At 49.0% G+C, this 19,482-nt stretch carries 28 protein-coding genes; 2 read left to right on the top strand and 26 right to left on the bottom strand.

Annotation, left to right across the window (positions count from 1 at the left end; all coding sequences use genetic code 11):
- Nucleotides 1-9 precede the first annotated feature (9 nt).
- The 24 genes from rplE to rpsL all read right to left on the bottom strand — a co-directional run bounded on the left by rplE (nt 10) and on the right by rpsL (nt 16,287).
- On the bottom strand, nt 10-549 hold the full coding sequence (rplE, locus tag ACOJUO_RS10700; protein ID WP_257253585.1) for a 50S ribosomal protein L5: 540 nt from the start codon (nt 547-549) through the stop codon (nt 10-12).
- An 11-nt stretch (nt 550-560) separates the two neighbouring features.
- The gene (gene rplX, locus ACOJUO_RS10695; RefSeq protein ID WP_257253580.1) at nt 561-878 is read right to left on the bottom strand and encodes a 50S ribosomal protein L24; all 318 of its coding nucleotides are present in this window, start codon (nt 876-878) and stop codon (nt 561-563) included.
- 11 nt (nt 879-889) lie between these two features.
- Nucleotides 890-1,258 carry a 50S ribosomal protein L14 gene (gene rplN, locus ACOJUO_RS10690; RefSeq protein ID WP_062268071.1) on the bottom strand — a complete coding sequence of 123 codons (369 nt, stop codon included), beginning with the start codon at nt 1,256-1,258 and terminating at the stop codon, nt 890-892.
- Between the two features lie 104 nt (nt 1,259-1,362).
- On the bottom strand, nt 1,363-1,626 hold the full coding sequence (gene rpsQ / locus ACOJUO_RS10685) for a 30S ribosomal protein S17 (RefSeq protein ID WP_422136689.1): 264 nt from the start codon (nt 1,624-1,626) through the stop codon (nt 1,363-1,365).
- A 2-nt stretch (nt 1,627-1,628) separates the two neighbouring features.
- Nucleotides 1,629-1,820: a 50S ribosomal protein L29 gene (gene rpmC / locus ACOJUO_RS10680; protein WP_252177324.1), complete on the bottom strand. Its 192-nt coding sequence runs from the start codon at nt 1,818-1,820 to the stop codon at nt 1,629-1,631.
- Nucleotides 1,820-2,233 (bottom strand): 50S ribosomal protein L16, encoded by a 414-nt coding sequence (gene rplP / locus ACOJUO_RS10675; RefSeq protein WP_034841748.1) that lies wholly within the window; start codon nt 2,231-2,233, stop codon nt 1,820-1,822. The genes rpmC and rplP overlap by 1 nt, the downstream gene beginning before the upstream one ends.
- 11 nt (nt 2,234-2,244) lie before the next feature.
- Entirely contained in the window at nt 2,245-2,946 is a 702-nt protein-coding gene (gene rpsC / locus ACOJUO_RS10670; protein ID WP_422136688.1) for a 30S ribosomal protein S3, read from the bottom strand.
- An 11-nt stretch (nt 2,947-2,957) separates the two neighbouring features.
- Complete coding sequence (gene rplV / locus ACOJUO_RS10665) at nt 2,958-3,293, bottom strand: 50S ribosomal protein L22 (RefSeq protein WP_317143670.1); 336 nt, start codon at nt 3,291-3,293, stop codon at nt 2,958-2,960.
- A gap of 11 nt (nt 3,294-3,304) precedes the next feature.
- Complete coding sequence (gene rpsS / locus ACOJUO_RS10660; protein WP_252177327.1) at nt 3,305-3,583, bottom strand: 30S ribosomal protein S19; 279 nt, start codon at nt 3,581-3,583, stop codon at nt 3,305-3,307.
- 21 nt (nt 3,584-3,604) lie between these two features.
- The gene (rplB, locus tag ACOJUO_RS10655; protein WP_252177328.1) at nt 3,605-4,432 is read right to left on the bottom strand and encodes a 50S ribosomal protein L2; all 828 of its coding nucleotides are present in this window, start codon (nt 4,430-4,432) and stop codon (nt 3,605-3,607) included.
- Nucleotides 4,433-4,443: 11 nt separating this feature from the next.
- Nucleotides 4,444-4,740 (bottom strand): 50S ribosomal protein L23, encoded by a 297-nt coding sequence (gene rplW / locus ACOJUO_RS10650; protein ID WP_422136686.1) that lies wholly within the window; start codon nt 4,738-4,740, stop codon nt 4,444-4,446.
- A complete protein-coding gene (gene rplD, locus ACOJUO_RS10645) occupies nt 4,737-5,339 on the bottom strand; it encodes a 50S ribosomal protein L4 (RefSeq protein ID WP_252177330.1) in 603 nt (200 codons plus the stop codon). Before rplD ends, rplW begins: the two co-directional genes overlap by 4 nt.
- A gap of 12 nt (nt 5,340-5,351) precedes the next feature.
- Nucleotides 5,352-5,990 carry a 50S ribosomal protein L3 gene (gene rplC, locus ACOJUO_RS10640; RefSeq protein ID WP_422136685.1) on the bottom strand — a complete coding sequence of 213 codons (639 nt, stop codon included), beginning with the start codon at nt 5,988-5,990 and terminating at the stop codon, nt 5,352-5,354.
- Between the two features lie 101 nt (nt 5,991-6,091).
- Nucleotides 6,092-6,406 (bottom strand): 30S ribosomal protein S10, encoded by a 315-nt coding sequence (gene rpsJ, locus ACOJUO_RS10635; RefSeq protein WP_034841731.1) that lies wholly within the window; start codon nt 6,404-6,406, stop codon nt 6,092-6,094.
- Between the two features lie 553 nt (nt 6,407-6,959).
- Nucleotides 6,960-7,496, bottom strand: coding sequence for a hypothetical protein (locus tag ACOJUO_RS10630; RefSeq protein ID WP_422139774.1), 537 nt, complete (start codon nt 7,494-7,496; stop codon nt 6,960-6,962).
- Between the two features lie 563 nt (nt 7,497-8,059).
- Nucleotides 8,060-8,638, bottom strand: a complete 579-nt coding sequence (locus ACOJUO_RS10625; RefSeq protein WP_422139773.1) for an HD domain-containing protein — start codon at nt 8,636-8,638, stop codon at nt 8,060-8,062.
- Nucleotides 8,639-8,660: 22 nt separating this feature from the next.
- Nucleotides 8,661-9,719, bottom strand: coding sequence for a TauD/TfdA family dioxygenase (locus ACOJUO_RS10620; RefSeq protein WP_422139772.1), 1,059 nt, complete (start codon nt 9,717-9,719; stop codon nt 8,661-8,663).
- Between the two features lie 57 nt (nt 9,720-9,776).
- The gene (locus ACOJUO_RS10615; protein WP_422136681.1) at nt 9,777-10,781 is read right to left on the bottom strand and encodes a putative 2-aminoethylphosphonate ABC transporter substrate-binding protein; all 1,005 of its coding nucleotides are present in this window, start codon (nt 10,779-10,781) and stop codon (nt 9,777-9,779) included.
- 250 nt (nt 10,782-11,031) lie between these two features.
- A complete protein-coding gene (locus tag ACOJUO_RS10610; protein WP_422136680.1) occupies nt 11,032-11,322 on the bottom strand; it encodes a helix-turn-helix domain-containing protein in 291 nt (96 codons plus the stop codon).
- Complete coding sequence (locus tag ACOJUO_RS10605; protein ID WP_422139771.1) at nt 11,303-11,650, bottom strand: type II toxin-antitoxin system RelE/ParE family toxin; 348 nt, start codon at nt 11,648-11,650, stop codon at nt 11,303-11,305. The genes ACOJUO_RS10610 and ACOJUO_RS10605 overlap by 20 nt, the downstream gene beginning before the upstream one ends.
- Nucleotides 11,651-11,890: 240 nt before the next feature.
- Nucleotides 11,891-13,084, bottom strand: coding sequence for an elongation factor Tu (gene tuf, locus ACOJUO_RS10600; RefSeq protein ID WP_257254328.1), 1,194 nt, complete (start codon nt 13,082-13,084; stop codon nt 11,891-11,893).
- A gap of 100 nt (nt 13,085-13,184) precedes the next feature.
- Entirely contained in the window at nt 13,185-15,287 is a 2,103-nt protein-coding gene (gene fusA, locus ACOJUO_RS10595) for an elongation factor G (protein WP_422136678.1), read from the bottom strand.
- 18 nt (nt 15,288-15,305) lie between these two features.
- A complete protein-coding gene (gene rpsG / locus ACOJUO_RS10590; protein ID WP_252177337.1) occupies nt 15,306-15,776 on the bottom strand; it encodes a 30S ribosomal protein S7 in 471 nt (156 codons plus the stop codon).
- A gap of 136 nt (nt 15,777-15,912) precedes the next feature.
- Nucleotides 15,913-16,287 (bottom strand): 30S ribosomal protein S12, encoded by a 375-nt coding sequence (gene rpsL / locus ACOJUO_RS10585; RefSeq protein ID WP_034841716.1) that lies wholly within the window; start codon nt 16,285-16,287, stop codon nt 15,913-15,915.
- Between the two features lie 308 nt (nt 16,288-16,595).
- Between rpsL and glpX the strand changes: the two genes are divergently transcribed.
- Entirely contained in the window at nt 16,596-17,606 is a 1,011-nt protein-coding gene (glpX, locus tag ACOJUO_RS10580) for a class II fructose-bisphosphatase (protein ID WP_422136677.1), read from the top strand.
- Nucleotides 17,607-17,754: 148 nt separating this feature from the next.
- Here glpX and ACOJUO_RS10575 read toward each other — a convergent pair whose 3' ends face one another.
- Nucleotides 17,755-18,339 carry an RING finger domain-containing protein gene (locus tag ACOJUO_RS10575; RefSeq protein ID WP_422139770.1) on the bottom strand — a complete coding sequence of 195 codons (585 nt, stop codon included), beginning with the start codon at nt 18,337-18,339 and terminating at the stop codon, nt 17,755-17,757.
- A gap of 183 nt (nt 18,340-18,522) precedes the next feature.
- On the opposite strand from ACOJUO_RS10575, the gene ACOJUO_RS10570 reads away from it, so the two are divergent.
- Nucleotides 18,523-18,708, top strand: a complete 186-nt coding sequence (locus ACOJUO_RS10570; protein WP_422137064.1) for a fructose-bisphosphatase class II — start codon at nt 18,523-18,525, stop codon at nt 18,706-18,708.
- Between the two features lie 146 nt (nt 18,709-18,854).
- Here ACOJUO_RS10570 and ACOJUO_RS10565 read toward each other — a convergent pair whose 3' ends face one another.
- On the bottom strand, nt 18,855-19,433 hold the full coding sequence (locus tag ACOJUO_RS10565) for an RING finger domain-containing protein (protein ID WP_422136675.1): 579 nt from the start codon (nt 19,431-19,433) through the stop codon (nt 18,855-18,857).
- Nucleotides 19,434-19,482: the final 49 nt, after the last annotated feature.

Genomic DNA, 19,482 nt, shown 5'->3' with positions numbered 1-19,482 from the left:
GTACCTTAATCAGTTACGGAACGGGAAGTTGAAGGCTTTCAGCAGTGCACGGCCTTCGTCGTCAGTCTTGGCTGTGGTAGTCAGGGTAATATCCAGACCACGCAGAGCGTCGACTTTATCGTAATCGATTTCCGGGAAAATGATCTGCTCTTTGACACCCATGCTGTAGTTGCCACGGCCGTCGAAAGACTTCGGGCTGATACCACGGAAGTCACGAACACGAGGCAGAGCAATGTCAACCAGACGCTCCAGGAATTCGTACATACGTTCGTCACGCAGGGTCACTTTAACACCGATTGGCCAGCCTTCACGAACCTTGAAGCCTGCAACGGATTTACGTGCCTTGGTAACGACTGCTTTCTGACCGGCGATTTTTTCCATGTCAGCAACAGCGTTCTCGATGACTTTCTTGTCACCGATCGCCTCACCCACACCCATGTTCAGGGTGATTTTAGTGATACGAGGAACTTCGTGAACGTTGCTCACGCCCAGCTCTTCTCTGAGCTTGGGCAGGATCTCTTCACGATATTTAGTCTTGAAGTTTGCCATTATGCCACCCCTTACGCGTCAACCGGTTGACCGGTAGACTTGAACACGCGCTGTTTCTTGCCATCTTCAGAGATAGCAATGCCAACACGGTCAGCCTTGTCGGTTTCTGTGTTCAGGATTGCAACGTTGGAAGCCTGAATTGGAGCTTCTTTTTCAACGATGCCACCAGGGGTGCCCAGTGTCGGGTTGGGCTTCTGATGCTTCTTGATCATGTTGATACCAGAAACAATCAGTTTGCCATCGGCACGAACGGTCTGCACTTTGCCGCGCTTACCTTTGTCCTTGCCAGCAATGACAATTACTTCGTCGTCACGACGGATCTTTTTCATTTCCTGCTCCCTTACAGTACTTCTGGTGCCAGGGAAATGATCTTCATAAACTGCTCACCACGCAGTTCACGAGTCACTGGCCCAAAGATACGGGTACCGATTGGCTGATTGCTTGCGTTCAGCAGAACGGCAGCATTGCCATCGAAGCGGATTACGGAACCGTCTGGACGACGAACGCCTTTTTTGGTACGCACAACAACGGCGTTCATCACCTGGCCTTTTTTGACCTTACCGCGTGGAATCGCTTCCTTAACGGTGACTTTGATGATGTCGCCAATGTGGGCGTAGCGGCGGTGGGATCCACCCAACACCTTGATACACTGTACTCGACGAGCGCCGGAGTTATCGGCTACTTCGAGTTGAGATTCTGTCTGGATCATGCTTATTCTCCAAGCCCAAACTGCAGACGGGTACCCGCCGGTCGTTGTACAACTGGCCGACCACAAGGCCAGCCACTTCCACTCAGACCCAGGGCACCGTGGCCTTATATTTGAGTAGCACGCTCATCAATGGAAACCAGTTCAAATGTCTTGGACTTAGACAAAGGACGTGTTTGCTTGATTGTGACAATGTCGCCCATACGGCAATCATTGTTTTCGTCGTGAGCGTGCAACTTGGTGGACCGCTTAACGATCTTACCGTAGAGCGGATGTTTAACACGGCGCTCAATAAGAACGGTGACGGTCTTGTCCATCTTGTCACTCACAACCTTACCGGTCAGAGTACGGACTTTCTTGTCTTCAGCCATTGTTAAATACCTGCCTTCTCATTCAACGCCGTCTTAATACGGGCGATGTCGCGTCGGGTCTGCTTCAGCAGATGAGTCTGACTCAGCTGACCCGTCGCTTTCTGCATGCGGTAGTTAAACTGGTCCCGCAGCAGTGTGACCAGCTCTTCGTTGAGCTGTTCAACCGTTTTTTCACGCAATTCAGCAGCTTTCATCACATCACGCTCCGCTTAACGAAGGCAGTTTCCACTGGCAGCTTGGCTGCAGCCAAGGCAAATGCCTCGCGAGCCAGCTCTTCGGACACACCTTCCATTTCGTACAGGACACGACCCGGCTGGATCTGTGCTACCCAGTACTCGACACTACCCTTACCTTTACCCATACGAACCTCGAGAGGTTTCTTGGAGATCGGCTTGTCAGGGAAGACGCGAATCCAGATTTTACCACCACGCTTGATATGACGGGTCATGGCACGACGTGCTGCTTCGATCTGACGAGCAGTTATGCGTCCACGGCCTGTTGCTTTCAATGCGTATTCACCGAAGCTAACAGTGGAGCCGCGGTGTGCCAGGCCGCGATTGCGACCCTTTTGCTGCTTACGAAATTTCGTACGCTTTGGCTGTAACATTACCGCGCTCCTTACTTCTTAGCCTGTCTCTTCTTAGGACGTTTGGCTGGCTCTTTAGGCTGCTTTTCAGCTTCAGCTGCCATTCCGCCAATCACTTCGCCTTTGAAGATCCATACTTTAACGCCCAGGATACCGTAGGTAGTCAGGGCTTCATAAGTTGCGTAATCGATGTCTGCACGCAGAGTGTGCAGAGGTACGCGACCCTCACGGTACCATTCGGTACGGGCAATCTCGGCGCCGCCGAGACGACCACTGATTTGCACCTTGATGCCCTTCGCGCCCAGACGCATAGCATTCTGTACAGAACGCTTCATGGCACGACGGAACATTACACGACGCTCCAGCTGACCAGCGATGGACTGTGCAACCAGCATTGCGTCCAGTTCGGGCTTGCGAACTTCTTCAATGTTGATGTGAACAGGTACGCCCATCATATTGGTAACAGCCTGGCGCAGCTTCTCAACGTCTTCGCCTTTTTTACCAATTACGATGCCTGGACGGGCAGTGTAGATGGTAACGCGAGCGCTCTGTGCTGGACGCTGGATGTCGATGCGGCTTACAGAAGCATTTTTCAGCTTCTTCTGCAGGAAATCACGAACTTCCAGATCCGTAATCAGCTTGTCAGCGTATTGCTGACCTTCAGCAAACCATACAGATCTGTGGGGCTTTACGATGCCCAGTCGGATCCCATTTGGATGTACTTTCTGACCCATGTGATCGCTCCTTAGACCTCTGCAACCTTAACCGTGATATGGCAAGACCGCTTAAGAATGCGATCAGCACGGCCCTTGGCACGTGGACGAATGCGCTTCATGGTCATACCTTCGTCAACGAAGATAGTAGACACTGTCAGCTCATCGATATCCATGCCTTCGTTGTGCTCTGCGTTAGCAATCGCAGATTCCAACACTTTCTTGACCAGCTCTGCAGCCTTTTTAGGGCTGAATGCCAGCAGGTCCAGGGCTTCACCAACAGCTTTGCCTCGGATCTGGTCAGCAACCAGGCGCGCTTTCTGGGCGGAAATGCGAGCGCCTTTGTGTATAGCAGCTACTTCTTTCATTTCTTACCCTCTTAGCGCTTCTTGGCCTTTTTGTCTGCAGCGTGACCGCGGTAGGTGCGGGTAGCAGCAAACTCGCCCAGCTTGAGGCCTACCATGTCTTCGCTAACGAAAACAGGCACATGCTGGCGACCGTTATGAACGGCGATAGTCAGACCCACCATGTTTGGCAGGATCATTGAGCGGCGTGACCAGGTCTTGATCGGACGCTTGTTGCCGCTTTCAACCGCATCTTCGACTTTCTTCAGCAGGTGAAGGTCGATAAATGGGCCTTTCTTCAAAGAACGTGGCACTGTCGTATCCTCTCTCTAGGCTTACTTCGCGCTGCGACGACGTACGATCATTTTATCCGTACGCTTGTTGGAACGAGTCTTACGACCCTTGGTCGGAACACCCCATGGTGTCACTGGGTGACGACCACCGGAGGTACGACCTTCACCACCACCGTGTGGGTGATCAACCGGGTTCATGGCAACACCACGAACGGTCGGACGCACGCCTCTCCAACGCTTGGCACCCGCCTTACCCAGAGAGCGCAGGTTGTGCTCGCTGTTAGAGGCTTCACCCAGAGTTGCACGACAGTCAGCCAGTACTTTACGCATTTCACCGGAACGCAGACGCAGGGTTACGTAAGCACCATCACGCGCTACGACCTGAGCGGAAGTACCGGCACTGCGCATCATCTGCGCACCTTTACCTGGCTTGAGCTCAACACAGTGAACTACAGAACCCTGCGGAATATTACGCAGAGGCAGTGTGTTGCCTGGCTTGATAGGAGCATCAACACCAGAGTAAAGCTCGTCACCAGCTTTCACACCTTTAGGTGCGATAATGTAACGACGCTCACCGTCCATGTACTTCAGCAGGGCGATATGAGCGGTACGATTTGGATCGTATTCCAGACGCTCAACGATAGCCGGGATGCCATCCTTGTTGCGACGAAAGTCTACGATACGGTAGTGCTGCTTGTGACCACCACCACGATGACGGGTAGTGATGCGACCAGCGTTGTTACGACCACCAGACTTGCTCTTCTTTTCCACCAGAGGCGCGTGTGGGCGGCCCTTGTGAAGGTCAGGGTTTACAACCTTGACAACAAAGCGACGACCCGGAGAAGTCGGCTTGCACTTAATTACGGCCATCCTGTAACTCCTTATTCCGCGTCGGCAAAGTCAATCTCTTGACCCTGCGCCAGACTGACGTACGCTTTTTTCCAGTCTGAGCGCTTGCCCATACCGAAACGAGTACGTTTGGTCTTACCTTTAACAACCACTGTACGAACAGCATCAACGCTGACTTCGAACAGTTGCTCTACCGCTTTTTTGATTTCAAGCTTGGTTGCGTCCTTGGCTACCTTGAAGACGTACTGGCCATGCTCTTCAGCCACCACTGTCGCCTTCTCGGAAATGTGCGGACCAAGCAGAACTTTATAAATACGTTCCTGGTTCATCCCAGCATCTCCTCGAATTTCTTGATGGCTGCAACAGTCATCACGACTTTCTCATGAGCGATCAGGCTGACGGGGTCAACGCCTTGTACGTCACGTGTATCCACATGGGGAATGTTGCGAGTCGCCAGATACAGGTTCTGATCTACCTCATCAGAAACAATCAGACCCCTCTCGACATTCAGCTCCTTCAGTCTGGCTACCATCAGCTTGGTCTTTGGCGTTTCGGCACCAAGGCTTTCAACCACCACCAGACGTTCCTGACGAACCAGCTCAGACAAGATAGAACGCAGAGCACCACGATACATTTTCTTGTTCAGCTTTTGAGCGTGATCCTGTGGTTTAGCAGCAAAAGATTTACCGCCCCCGCGCCACAGTGGGCTACGGATTGTACCGGCGCGTGCACGGCCAGTACCTTTTTGACGCCAGGGTTTGCGTCCACCGCCGCTTACTTCGCTGCGGGTTTTCTGAGCACGGGTACCTTGACGAGCACCGGCCATGAAAGCAACGACAGTCTGGTGAACCAGGCTTTCGTTGAATTCAGTACCGAAGGTCACGTCAGAGACTTGAACCGTACCAGCACCTGTTACATTCAATTCCATCGTCTAATCCCCTCAGGCGCGCGCTTTAACTGCAGCTTTAACGATAACGTCAGCACCAGTAGCACCAGGTACTGCACCCTTTACCAGCAGCAGGTTACGTTCAGCATCAACGCGAACGATTTCCAGGGACTGAACAGTCACTTTCTCAGCACCCATATGCCCAGCCATCTTCTTACCCTTGAAGACACGACCCGGGGTCTGACACTGACCGATGGAACCAGGAGCACGGTGAGACAGAGAGTTACCGTGTGTAGCGTCCTGCATATGGAAGTTCCAACGCTTTACGCCACCCTGGAAGCCCTTACCTTTGGACTGACCAGTTACGTCTACTTTCTGACCCTGCTCGAACAGGTCAACTCCGATCAACTGACCCAGCTCGTAAGAAGCAGAATCGTCAACACGGAATTCCCAAAGACCATGGCCAGCCTCTACTTTTGCTTTCGCAAAGTGGCCAGCCTCTGGCTTGCGAACACGGCTGCTTTTTTTAGTACCCGTAGTCACCTGAACTGCGCTGTAACCATCAACATCCAGGCTTTTAACCTGAGTGATGCGGTTAGGATCAACCTCAATTACAGTGACTGGTACAGAAGCACCGTCTTCTGTGAAGATACGGGTCATACCGCACTTCTTACCGACTAATCCAATAGTCATTTCAACCTCTCTCGTGTACGGGGCTTTCACCCACTATGGCCGCTCATTCCAGAGCGTTACACAAAAGTTTTGTGCACACTGAATGGCTGCCCGTGCCGCTATTAACCGAGACTGATTTGCACTTCAACGCCAGCTGCCAGGTCTAGCTTCATCAGTGCGTCAACGGTCTTTTCGGTGGGCTCAATAATGTCGAGAAGACGTTTATGAGTACGAATCTCATACTGATCACGCGCATCTTTGTTTACGTGTGGAGAGATCAGAACCGTAAAACGTTCTTTTCGGGTTGGCAGAGGGATTGGACCACGCACCTGAGCACCAGTTCGCTTCGCAGTATCAACAATTTCCTGCGTGGACTGGTCAATCAGACGATGATCAAAAGCCTTCAAACGAATGCGAATCTGCTGAGCTTGACTCATCTTGTTGTAACCATCTATCAATAAAGAACTAAGTCCGGTGAACAATGCCACCCAGACAAAAGAGGACGCGGAATTCTACTAAGCACAAAACTTAAAGTCAACACAAGTGCCTGACGAAAAATAATTCGACACTTGTTTCAGCCACCGCACGCGTAGTTAAGACGGCATGATAACCTAATAGAACGAGTAATGAGATAAGGAAAACTGCTAAGGAGTGTTGAGCAAGTTGCCAACCTGGCCTTTACGATCACGCTAAAAATATATACGACAGCACTAAAGTGCTAAGGCTATATCGGACGTTAGAACTTAACTTAGCTAGCTGCCCAATTGACTGACATCTACTATTCTGCCCTCTGGAAGTGCCAGGTTCATATTTTTATTGGTTACTTTTGATCCTGGGCACAACCCATCAGTGTTTCGAAATCAGGCTCAAACAAAACTGATTTAGTTAATTAAGTGTACCCGGCAAGAGAAAACTGGAAAAACGGCGGATAAAAAAATCACTGCGGGGATCGCAGTGATTTTTGGTTTATTGTTTAGGATCGCATCAGGCTTATGCCTTTGATGTTGAAGCTTCCCCCTCATAATAAGCCACAACCCTGTCAGCAAGCTTTGATCGTTCAAAGCCATTGCCATTCGTTACATCCAGGACCGCATTGTAAACCTTTGCCATCAAATAGGGGGTAAAAAAGGCTGTCACGCTTAATCCTATAAAAGATCCAACAGTGACACCAGCAACAGCACCAGCAAACAGACCTTGTGGCCCCGCTAACGCTCCAACCGCCGCACCAATGGAACCCGCTGTGAAAGCCCCAACGGACGTGGCAGTTGGCATAACGTGTAACACTGATGCAACGCCCAGCGCCAGCGCTGACAATGCGGCCAGAGCACGATTGGTTTTTCTGGCTTGCAATGGCTGACCCTCATATCCCTTATCCCCTACAGGCACATGAGAACCCTCATTAAAGGGTGCTACGATAGCTACTTTCTTACCAGAAAGACTTGCTTCATTTTTGTCTGTTAAAGTGGCTTGATATGGCGCTTGATACTGACCCGTTACATCAGAATAATCGATTTGACCTAAATGCATATTACACCTCCATTTGTATAGATTTATGAGTATTTATTCCTTAATAGTTCTTTCCTCAATGAACTTGTACTGAATGATATTGATCTGTAGCAATCTACTCAATTACATAAATGTTAGGATTACTAACATCTTAAGGGTGCAATATGGAATTAGGATGAAACAAAACCGCTTTAGTTAATAAAGAGTACCAAGCAAAAGAGAATCAGAAGAATGAGGCACAAAAAGCAACCGTTAAAGCCAAGGGCATTCACCCCAACTTGTCGAGACCGGATTTTAACGGACTCGACTCGAATATCTCGAGCTGATTGAAAAATGAAAAATGATGCGCTGAAGGACATCGATGAAGTACTGAGATGAATCACTACCTGTAAGAAGAAAACTGACAATTACGTCTAGAACACAGTGTCATTATCCCCTTCCCTCTTCTGTCCAGCAAAAAACCAGTTCTTTCTCCGCGCTGGGACACAGCGAAGGCTACACGTCAGATGCTTGGCCCTCCGTTGGCGGTATTCCTTTTTTCTTCACCTTGCAGCTCGGCTTTACGAATTTCGTCTTCGACTTTATTATATGCTCAATGTGTTATCGGGAGCAGGCATCTCAGTCATCACCAAACACTCTTCAGTCAGCTTCAGGTAGTAATCCAGATCAGGATGTTCCAGCTCGGCTTGCTTGCCCATATCATCATAAACCCGAACTCGCATAGCTTCTTTGTAATAAGGTTCCGCTTCAAAGGCAGTGACCTCCTGATCACTCATCAGACCACCTTGTACAGCAAGTGACTCCCGCGAAGCCTCGGTAAGCTTGTCGTAATAGGCAGGCTTGAGTGTGCACATGTATCGCTTTGCCTGAACATGAAGTCGAATACAGTCTGTGACCAGTGTTGGCAGATAACCTTTTAAACAACGCTCACCAATATCTTCATGAAAGCCATCAATGCCATGATCGGAAATATCTTCCGGGAGACCATGCAACAAATGACCAATATCATGAAGGAAAGCAGCAACGACTACTTCCTTTGAGCTGCCACTCTGTTCAGCGTAAAAGGCTGACTGCAACATATGATTGGCCATTGAGATATGCTCACCATAAGCAACATGACCATTCTCGATATATTGTGTGCGGATAAAATCAATAACTCTCATTTCAATAATCTTTTCTTCTGGATCAATTCATTCGCTTAAGTTCACTGCGCAGGGAATCAATATCCGCATAAGCACCCTGAAGATGTCGTTTACCCCGGGCTGGCATTTCACGACCATGCAGAACCCGCTGATTGTTGAACATCATCAATTCGCCCGGAGCCAGCTTACAGGTATATTTACAGGCTTCACTGTGAAGAAGATTCATAAAACACTGATAGGCTTCGTAGAAGTCTCTGGCTTTTTCAAATGGCAGGCGCACCGGCTGGACCGAACGGTTGTTAATACGAATACCGATGATTTCACCCTCGCAACCCAACTCAATCACCGGGCCACTGCTCGACAAACTGGTGCTATCACTACTGAAGTTGTAATGCAGGGTAATTGTCGAAAGCAGAGCGAAGTATTCAGGATGCTGCTGTCTCAGCAACTGTGCCGCATAAAAACCATCCGCCAGAGCAGTGATGCCACCCTCCGGCGCAGCCTCAAGGCAATGCAGCAATTGCAGTGTTGGCACTGGATGACGGTAAGGATTATCCGTATGAAGGCTCAGCGGCCTGGGCGTAAAGGCGAGATTTTCCGGCTCTTCTTTGCTTATTACTTCAAAATAACGGCCATAGTTGGTTTCACGGACGTAGCCAAAATGATCGACAACCTTGAGCACCTGCCCTGCCTGAGCTGGCACATTGTAGAGAAATGACAGACCGTGGGTTTCAATGGCTTGCATCCACTGTCGTTTAATCTCAGGATCGTCTATGGCGTTGTAGTCAAAACGAATACTGTCAGCCTGCAAAGCCCCTCCCCACAAACTTGGTGTTTCAGGGACAAACGCCTCAGCGATAAGCAGACTTGCTGGATAGATTGACCGGTGACCATCCTGCCAGAGAATCTGCAAGCTTTTATCAACACCAATATCAACGACAGCTGCCGCTTCTGGCCTGATATTCATAGGCACGTCCATGACCTCAATCAGCCTTTGCCCCGACTCATGTCGGCATTGATCACAAGGACAGTTATCGCGAAGCCAGAAGTAATGAAATGGCTTATCGTGGAAAAACAGGTGATCGTTGAACAGCTCAAGCATGGCATCCCCTTAAAACCACAGCCTTACTTTTATTAAGTGTTTTGGCGATGGGTATTATTATTCTGACTTAAACTCAAACTTAGCGGACCATTCTTTAAGAACGGCATCGCGCTCATTGGCCATACGACCAAAATCAACGTCAGCCATGACAGCTTCAACATCGGGGTAATTTTTGACTTCGCCTTTCACATCCTTGTGAGCGACAACCGGGTAAACCGTGTTGTAAAGCTCATTGGCTTCTTCAGATACCGACCAGTCAGCCAGTGCTTTTGCTGCATCGGAGCTTGTATTGACCAGACCAACTGCCTCTAGATCCCAGCCAACACCCTGAGGCATCACAAGATCTATTGGTGCGCCCTGAGTTTTCAATTTAGCGCCACGCAGAGCAAATGAAATACCAATCACCGTTTCTCCCTGGGCTGCTTCAACACAAGGCTTGGAACCAGAGTGAGTGTATTTGGCAATATTTTTATCCAGAGCCTCCATGTACGCCCAGCCCTTTTCTTCACCCATGGTTTGCAGCCAGGCAGCCACCTGAGTGTAACCCGTGCCGGAAGAGGCTGGATTAGGCATGATAATATGCCCTTTGTAAACCGGGTTCAGAAGGTCATCCCATTTTTCAGGTTTTGGCAGACCCAGTTTTTCAGCCTCTACGCTGTTGAAACAGATCGCATTAAAAAAAGCATCATGTCCGTACCAGGCTTTATCGCTTTCCGGATCCACCATGCCGGATTTAAGCTCGGAGACACCTTCCGGGGTATAGGCTTTAATAATGCCCTGATTTTTCAGAAGAGCCTGAGACGAAGCAGCCAGCCCCCATACCACATCAGCAGGAGTTCCTTTGCCTTCTGCCAGTATTCTGGCAGTGATTACTCCGGTAGAATCACGAACCCAGTTGATTGTGATATTCGGATGCTCTTTCTCAAAAGCCTCTTCGAATGTTGATAGCAGATCTGTTTCAAAGGCCGTGTAAACAGTCAACTCCTCAGGAGAATTAGCCAAAGAAGTGTTACTAACAACAGATACTGACGCCAGAGCCAGACCAGTCATCCATTTTTTCATAAGGTCATCTCCAACTAGAATCGACCTGAACCAACGACATTTTCTGGCATCACCTTACTCCGGATATGTTTCAATCAAATGAAACCTTTTTATCCATGCCTTAGTTATTACTCTCGAGGTTGGAAAAGCGCAAGAAAGGAAGATCACAAGGAGCACCTGTGACTGAAGACGACAAAAATCCAGACAAATGGACACCTGAAAACCAGTTGGCTGTCATCATTAAAACGACAGCATTAAACCAAGGGAAGTGTCACAAAGGAGAAAAAGTGATGTTGAGCTTGTGTCCGGTGGCTTGTGCATATTTTTTCAGCATACCCAGACTCGGGAGCGTTTTACTGTTGGCACTTTCGAGACGGCAGATACTGGTTTTCTGTGTACCTATTGCCCGGGCAATGTCTTCCTGGGTCATTCCAGCTTCCTGCCGCATTCGAATCAGTTCACGGCGGAGTGCAAAGAACTCTGCTTTTTCTTCCATCGCAGCTTGAACATCTTCGCGCTCAAGCGCCTTCTTGCGAAATGCTTTATAACTTAAGTTTGCCATGCTGCACCTCCTTCATCCGCTTATATCCAAGATCTAAGTCTCTTTTAGATGTTTTTTGAGTTTTTTTCTGAAACACATGCAAAATAACAACATGGTTTCCTTTCACACTGCAAAAAAGACCCCTGCCTATTCCTTCAGATCCATTAGCCCTAAGTTCATATAACCCACACCCCATTGGTTTGGTATGAGGTTCACCAAGGTTTGGACCGTGAACTTCAACCTGATCAAGAAGATCAATGAAATCAGCCAGTATCCCGGCAGGCAGCTTATCCATGTCCTTGGCGACTCGATCACTGTAGAAATGGATGTGCCAAGTTAATTTTTTCATAAGGTGAGGTTAGCAATATTGTTAACCTTGTCAAGTTCAACCATTGGCAGGGACGGTCGGCAAATCGAGATAAACTAGAGGCCCGGTTGAGTTTTTTCTTCGAACAGGTGGGCCATGGTTTCGCAATTCGTTGAGATGGTTTTCACCCATCCACCAGGAAAGCCAGCGGCTTAAAGACAAAAAAACCCCGGACAAGTCCGGGGTTTTTATAGGGTGGTCTAGATTACCAGCGATTCAATATCACTCGATGATCTTGGCAACAACACCAGCACCTACAGTACGACCACCTTCACGGATAGCGAAGCGCAGACCGTCTTCCATCGCTACTGGAGCGATCAGGGTAGCTACAAAGTTAATGTTGTCACCAGGCATTACCATTTCAACGCCTTCTGGCAGTTCTACAGCACCGGTCACGTCAGTGGTACGGAAGTAAAACTGAGGACGGTAGCCCTTGAAGAATGGAGTGTGACGACCACCTTCGTCCTTGGACAGAATGTAAACTTCTGCTTCGAACTTGGTGTGAGGCGTTACAGTTCCTGGCTTGATCAGACACTGACCACGCTCAACTTCTTCACGCTTGGTACCACGCAGCAGCGCACCAATGTTCTCACCTGCACGACCTTCGTCCAGCAGCTTACGGAACATTTCAACACCGGTAACAGTAGTCTTGGTAGTCTCTTTGATACCAATGATTTCTACTTCTTCACCAACAGTGATGATACCACGCTCAACACGGCCAGTTACTACGGTACCACGACCAGCGATGGAGAATACGTCCTCGATAGGCATCAGGAACGGCTGATCGATAGCACGCTCTGGCTCAGGGATGTACTCGTCCAGGGTTTCAACCAGCTTCTTAACAGCGGAAGTACCCATTTCGTTGTCGTCTTTACCTTCCAGAGCCATCAGGGCAGAACCAGTGATGATTGGCGTGTCGTCACCCGGGAACTCGTAAGTGTCCAGCAGTTCACGAACTTCCATTTCAACCAGTTCCAGCAGCTCTTCGTCGTCTACCATGTCAGCTTTGTTCAGGAATACCACGATGTAAGGTACGCCAACCTGACGAGACAGCAGGATGTGCTCACGAGTCTGAGGCATGGGGCCGTCAGCAGCGGAACATACCAGGATAGCGCCGTCCATCTGAGCAGCACCGGTGATCATGTTCTTAACGTAGTCGGCGTGTCCTGGGCAGTCTACGTGAGCGTAGTGACGGCTAGGAGAGTCGTACTCTACGTGAGCAGTAGAGATGGTGATACCACGCTCACGCTCTTCAGGAGCGTTATCGATCTGAGAGAAGTCTTTAGCTTCGCCACCCCATACTTCTGCACACACGCGAGTCAGTGCAGCCGTCAGAGTAGTTTTACCGTGGTCAACGTGACCGATGGTGCCGACGTTTACGTGCGGCTTCGAACGTTCAAATTTTTCCTTAGCCATTTCTCTTGACCCTTAGATAAATATCAATGGTTCGGGGTAGTGATTCTCGTGCAGCATTCTAACAGCCCTTTATGCCTGTTAGAACACCGCAGATACACTATTAACCCTGATTTTTAATGACCGCTTCAGCAATGCTGGCGGGAGCTTCGGCATACTCGCTGAATTCCATCGAGTATGTAGCACGCCCCTGAGTTGCTGAACGCAGATCTGTGGCGTAGCCGAACATTTCACCCAGTGGCACCTGAGCGTTAATAACCTTACCGGAAGGTGTATCTTCCATACCCTGAACAATACCACGACGACGATTCAGGTCACCCATAACGTCACCCATGTAGTCTTCAGGTGTTACCACCTCAACCTTCATCATGGGCTCCATCAGAACAGGGTTAGCCTGTGGCGCGTATTTCTTCAGACATTGAGAAGCAGCGATTTTAAACGCCATTTCGTTGGAGTCAACATCGTGGTAAGAACCATCGTACAGACGAGCTTTCAGACCCAGCAGAGGGTAGCCGGCAATAACACCGTTCTGCATCTGCTCTTCCAGACCCTTCTGAACAGCCGGGATGTATTCTTTCGGAATAACACCACCAACAATCTCGTTGACGAACTGAAGACCTTCTTCGCCTTCTTCAGCCGGAGAGAACTCAATCACAACGTGACCGTACTGACCACGACCACCAGACTGCTTGGCAAACTTGTGGTTAGCATCAACGGTAGCTTTCAGCTTCTCACGGTAAGCAACCTGTGGCTTACCAATGTTCGCTTCAACCTTGAACTCGCGACGCATACGGTCAACGATGATGTCCAGATGCAGCTCACCCATACCGGAGATGATGGTCTGACCACTCTCTTCGTCGGTATGAACACGGAAAGAAGGATCTTCCTGGGCCAGTTTACCCAGAGCGATACCCATCTTCTCCTGGTCGGCCTTGGTCTTTGGCTCAACCGCAACAGAGATTACAGGCTCCGGGAATTCCATACGCTCAAGAGTAATAACGCTGTTCATGGCGCACAGAGTGTCGCCAGTGGTCACGTCCTTCATACCGATCAGAGCAACGATATCACCCGCCAGACACTCTTTGAGTTCTTCACGGTTGTTAGAGTGCATCTGAACCATACGACCTACACGCTCACGCTTGCCCTTAACAGGGTTGTAAACGGTGTCGCCGGAATTCAGGGTACCGGAGTAACTACGGATGAAGGTCAGGGTACCCACGAATGGGTCGGTAGCAATTTTGAACGCCAGCGCAGCAAACGGAGCATTGTCGTCAGCTTCACGGGTTTCTACCGTGTCTTTACCGTCGTCCAGAATACCTTCAATGGCCTTAACTTCTTTCGGAGAAGGCATGTATTCGATAACAGCATCCAGAACGGCCTGTACACCCTTGTTCTTGAATGCAGAGCCGCCGAATACCGGAATAATTTCGTTAGCCAGGGTGCGAGCACGGATACCGGCCTTGATTTCTTCCTCGGAGAGTTCACCTTCTTCAAGGTACTTCTCCATCAGCTCTTCAGTGGACTCGGCAGCTGCTTCAACCATGTATTCGTGCATTTCTGCACAGACATCGGCCATCTCGGCAGGAATGTCTTCATAGTTGAAGGTCATACCCTGGTCAGCTTCGTTCCAGATGATCGCCTTCATCTTAACCAGATCGACAACACCTTTGAACTCGTCTTCAGAGCCAATCGTCATCTGCATCGGAACAGCATTTGCGTTCAGACGATCGCGCAGCTGATCGACTACCATCTGGTAATTAGCACCGGTACGGTCCATCTTGTTGACGAAGACCATACGAGGTACTTCATACTTGTCAGCCTGACGCCATACGGTCTCAGTCTGAGGCTGAACACCAGAGGAACCACACAGAACAACGACAGCTCCGTCCAGTACACGCAGGGAACGCTCAACCTCAATGGTGAAGTCAACGTGTCCGGGAGTATCGATAATGTTTACACGATGCTCATCAAACTGAGCATCCATACCACGCCAGAAACATGTAGTAGCAGCAGAAGTAATGGTAATACCACGCTCCTGCTCCTGCTCCATCCAGTCCATAGTAGCTGCACCGTCGTGCACCTCACCAATTTTGTGGCTCAGACCGGTGTAGAACAATACACGTTCAGTGGTCGTTGTCTTACCCGCGTCAACATGGGCACAAATACCAATATTGCGATAGCGGTCAATAGGGGTTTTACGGGCCACGACTCAATCCTCTGATACTTAGAAACGGTAGTGAGAGAACGCTTTGTTAGCTTCAGCCATGCGATGCACGTCTTCACGCTTCTTGACAGCGGCACCCTTGTTCTCGGCAGCATCCATCAGTTCGCCGGCCAGGCGAAGATCCATAGACTTCTCGCCACGCTTACGCGCAGCGTCAACCAGCCAGCGCATAGCCAGTGCTGTGCGACGGCTTGGACGAACTTCTACAGGTACCTGGTAGGTAGCACCACCGACGCGGCGGGACTTTACCTCTACCACAGGAGCGATGGACTCGAGCGCTTTTTCAAACTGCTCCAGAGGGTCCTTGCTGGTACGCTCCTGAACTTTGTCCAGTGCGCCATAGACGATTTTCTCGGCAACAGATTTTTTACCGGAAACCATCACATGGTTAATGAATTTTGCCAGAGTCTTGTTATGAAACTTTGGATCTGGCAGTACTTCGCGCTTGGCGACTACGCGTCTTCTTGGCATTGATAAGCCCTCTTTTCGGCCTTCAGGTAGCTCAGGAAAAAACTCCTGACCTTACTCTTATCAACCTACTGTTAAATTCTTGCTCTACTGAGCGTTCTCAAGTCTAGTCTCTGGACACTGGTTTCAAGCAACCAGTTCAAGACTTAGGCTTTTTGGTACCGTACTTGGAACGGCCCTGCTTACGGTCGTTAACACCCTGAGTATCCAGGCTACCGCGAACGGTGTGGTAACGAACACCGGGCAAGTCTTTTACACGACCGCCACGGATCAGAACAACACTGTGCTCCTGCAGGTTGTGACCTTCACCACCAATGTAGGAAGTCACTTCGAAGCCGTTGGTCAGACGCACACGACAAACTTTACGCAGCGCAGAGTTTGGCTTCTTGGGGGTAGTAGTGTAAACACGGGTGCATACACCGCGACGCTGTGGGCAGGCCTGCAGCGCAGGAACGTCGGTCTTTTTGACCTTACGCTTGCGAGGCTTGCGAACCAGCTGGTTAATTGTTGCCATTGGCGAACTCCAGTCGTTTCTAAGTAAGTAAGAATCAGCTGCGTCAGAGGAGTGCGCAGAAGATTCTTTGCTTCAACGGCAAAAGCCGGCGTAAAAACCGGCATCTACCAACCCCTTTCAAATACAGCTAGGGGCAATATAAAGCGGCGAAATTTTACGGAATGCTGGGAATTGCGTCAAGTCTGTGGATAACACAAATCGTGTAAAAGTGAAGCTCGCGGAGTAAAATCCCGATTATTGCGATTCACTCCGGATGTCAGAGTTGTGATAAAGTCCCGCCCATACCCTAGATCACCCTCAGGATTACCATGAAACGCGAACTGGCGATTGAATTCTCACGTGTGACCGAAGCGGCAGCCCTGGCTGGTTATAAGTGGCTTGGCAGAGGCGATAAGAATGCGGCTGACGGTGCAGCAGTTGAAGCCATGAGAGCCATGCTCAACAAAGTTCAGATGGATGGCGAGATTGTCATTGGTGAAGGCGAAATCGACGAAGCCCCCATGCTCTACATCGGAGAAAAAGTCGGCAAGGGTCAGGGCGAGAGTATTGATATTGCCGTTGATCCTATTGAAGGTACCCGCATGACTGCAATGGGTCAGAACAATGCTGTGGCCGTTCTGGCTGCTGGCGATAAAGGTTCCTTCCTGAAAGCGCCCGACATGTATATGGAAAAGCTGGTTGCCGGTCCTGGCGCGAAAAACGCCATCGACCTGAACCTTAGCCTTGAAGAAAACATCCATAATGTCGCCAAAGCACTGCACAAGCCCATAGAAAATCTGACCGTTATCACACTGGCCAAGCCTCGTCACGACAGCGCCATTGAGATGATGCAAAAAATGGGCGTAAAGGTTTTTGCCCTTCCTGATGGTGATGTAGCCGCCTCTATTCTGACCTGTATGCCCGACAGCGAAGTCGACATGATGTACTGCATCGGCGGTGCACCCGAAGGCGTAGTATCGGCAGCTGTGATTCGTGCATTGGGTGGCGATATGCAAGGTCGTCTGATGACCCGCGATCAAGCCAAAGGCGATACGCCTGAAAACAGGGCTGCCGGTGATGTTGAACGCAGCCGCTGTAAAGAAATGGGTATTGAGCCCGGCATTCTCTTGCGTCTGGATGATATGGCCAGTTCTGATAACGTGGTGTTCTCGGCAACCGGTATTACCAAGGGCGACCTGCTGGAAGGTGTTTCCCGCCAGGGTAACATCGCAGAAACCGAAACACTGGTGATTCGTGGTAAATCCCGTACGATCCGTCGTATCAAGTCTATCCACTATCTGGATCGTAAAGACGACGACATTAAGGGTGTCATCCTTTAACTTTGTTTTCCTCCGAGCCATTGTCTATTGAAAACAGAAATGGCTCCCCCTTCTTTCTATTCGCAACTGTTGTCAATTAAATCTGAGCAGCGGTGCTTGAGGGATCAGCCAGGAGAATATGCTTCAAAAAATATCTCAGCAAATCATTTTAATGATTTTTTACGAGATAATTGGCAGCAACCCCGACAACAGACACGGCAGCTAAACAGAAAACTCCAGGGATTCCCATAACGGCATAAGTAGCAACACCACTAGCAATACCGGTAGCAACACCAGTAGCAACATCGACAGTCTTTCCACGCAGCTGAGTAGCCAAGAAAGTGTTGATAGCACCACCAACCATGGCAGCGGCGAGTGCCCCGGAAGAACGGACGTCATCTGCAATTACTCCACCTGCAACTCCTACAGTCCCGCCAGCAGCCGAAATAAAAAACGAGGGAGTTGGGTGAGCAAACGTGTAACTAATCTTGCGAATAAATTTAAGAGTTCTTTTCGAAATAGTTACCATGCGTTCCTGCAATGGAATTTTTTTTATCTGTTTTATATCACTATCAGTTAATTTTTTTAGACAGATACGGCAGCTTTGTTGTTTATTCCTTTCCAACCATTGCTGCATGCATGATTTACCAAAAGCATGTCCGCATTCTAGTTTGATACTTTTGCAATTTGTTGTGTCAAAACATATTGTGCACTTAATCTCAATAATACCATTAACTCTGCAATCACCATCCATAGCAACCCCCCCTATTATACTTTTGGCTTATTACATTATTAGATACTTATATTTGGTTTTAGTTCCTTATAAATACTTGGATTTTTAACTCGTTCTGTCATCAAGGTGTTTTTTCTCTCCCGAAAGGCGATAGATAATCCCCTTTAGGGCGATGAGGCAGAACATCAACAGGATCTTGCTTCACTGGCTGACGACACCCCGGTCACCGGTATTACCAAGGGCGACCTGCTGGAAGGTGTTTCCCGCCAAGGTAATATCGCAGAAACCGAAACACTGGTGATTCGTGGTAAATCACGTACGATCCGTCGTATCAAGTCTATCCACTATCTGGATCGTAAAGACGACGACATTAAGGGTGTCATCCTTTAACTTTGTTTTCCTCGGAGCCATTGTCTATTGAAAAACAGAAATGGCTCCTTCCTTCTTTTGTTCATGGCTCTTGTCAATTAAATCTGGCACCAGTGACTGAGGGATCAGCCAGGAGAATATGCTTCAAAATAGCTCAGCAAATCATTTTAATGATTTCTTACAAGATAATTGGCAGCAAGCTTGACAACAGACACGGCAGCTAAACTGAAAGCTGCGGGCTTTCCCATAGAGACAAAAGTAGCAACACCAGTAGCAAAACCAGTAGCAAGTTCGACAGTCAATTGACGCTCCCATTCATGAATACTCACGAAACCGCCGATAGTACAACTAATAAAAATAGAAGCGCCAATCCCAGCATCGTTCTCATCTGCAACTACTGCAGCTAAAGTTGCGGTAGCCCCGCCAGCAATCCCAACAAGAAGCGAGGGATTTGGGTGAACAAACATGTCAACAGTCATGTCAACAGTCTCGCGAATAAATTTAATAGTTCTTTCCAAAATAACTACCATGCGTTCATGCAATGGAATTTTCCCTATCTTTTTTAAATCAATATCAGTTAATTCTTTTCGACAGAAGTGGCAGTTTTTTTTGTCATTCCTTGCCAACCATTTCTGCATGCATGATTTACCAAAAGCATGCCCGCATTTTAGTTCGATGCTGTCGCATTTTGCTGTGTCAAAACATATTGCGCACTTAATATCATCAACTCTGCAATCACCATTCATAGCAAAACCCCCTATTATACTTTTTCGCTTATTACATTATTAGATACTT

The sequence above is a fragment of the Endozoicomonas sp. ALC020 genome (genome assembly GCF_049275935.1).
Classification (GTDB): domain Bacteria; phylum Pseudomonadota; class Gammaproteobacteria; order Pseudomonadales; family Endozoicomonadaceae; genus Endozoicomonas_A.
This window is presented reverse-complemented; position numbering and strand designations above follow the sequence as displayed.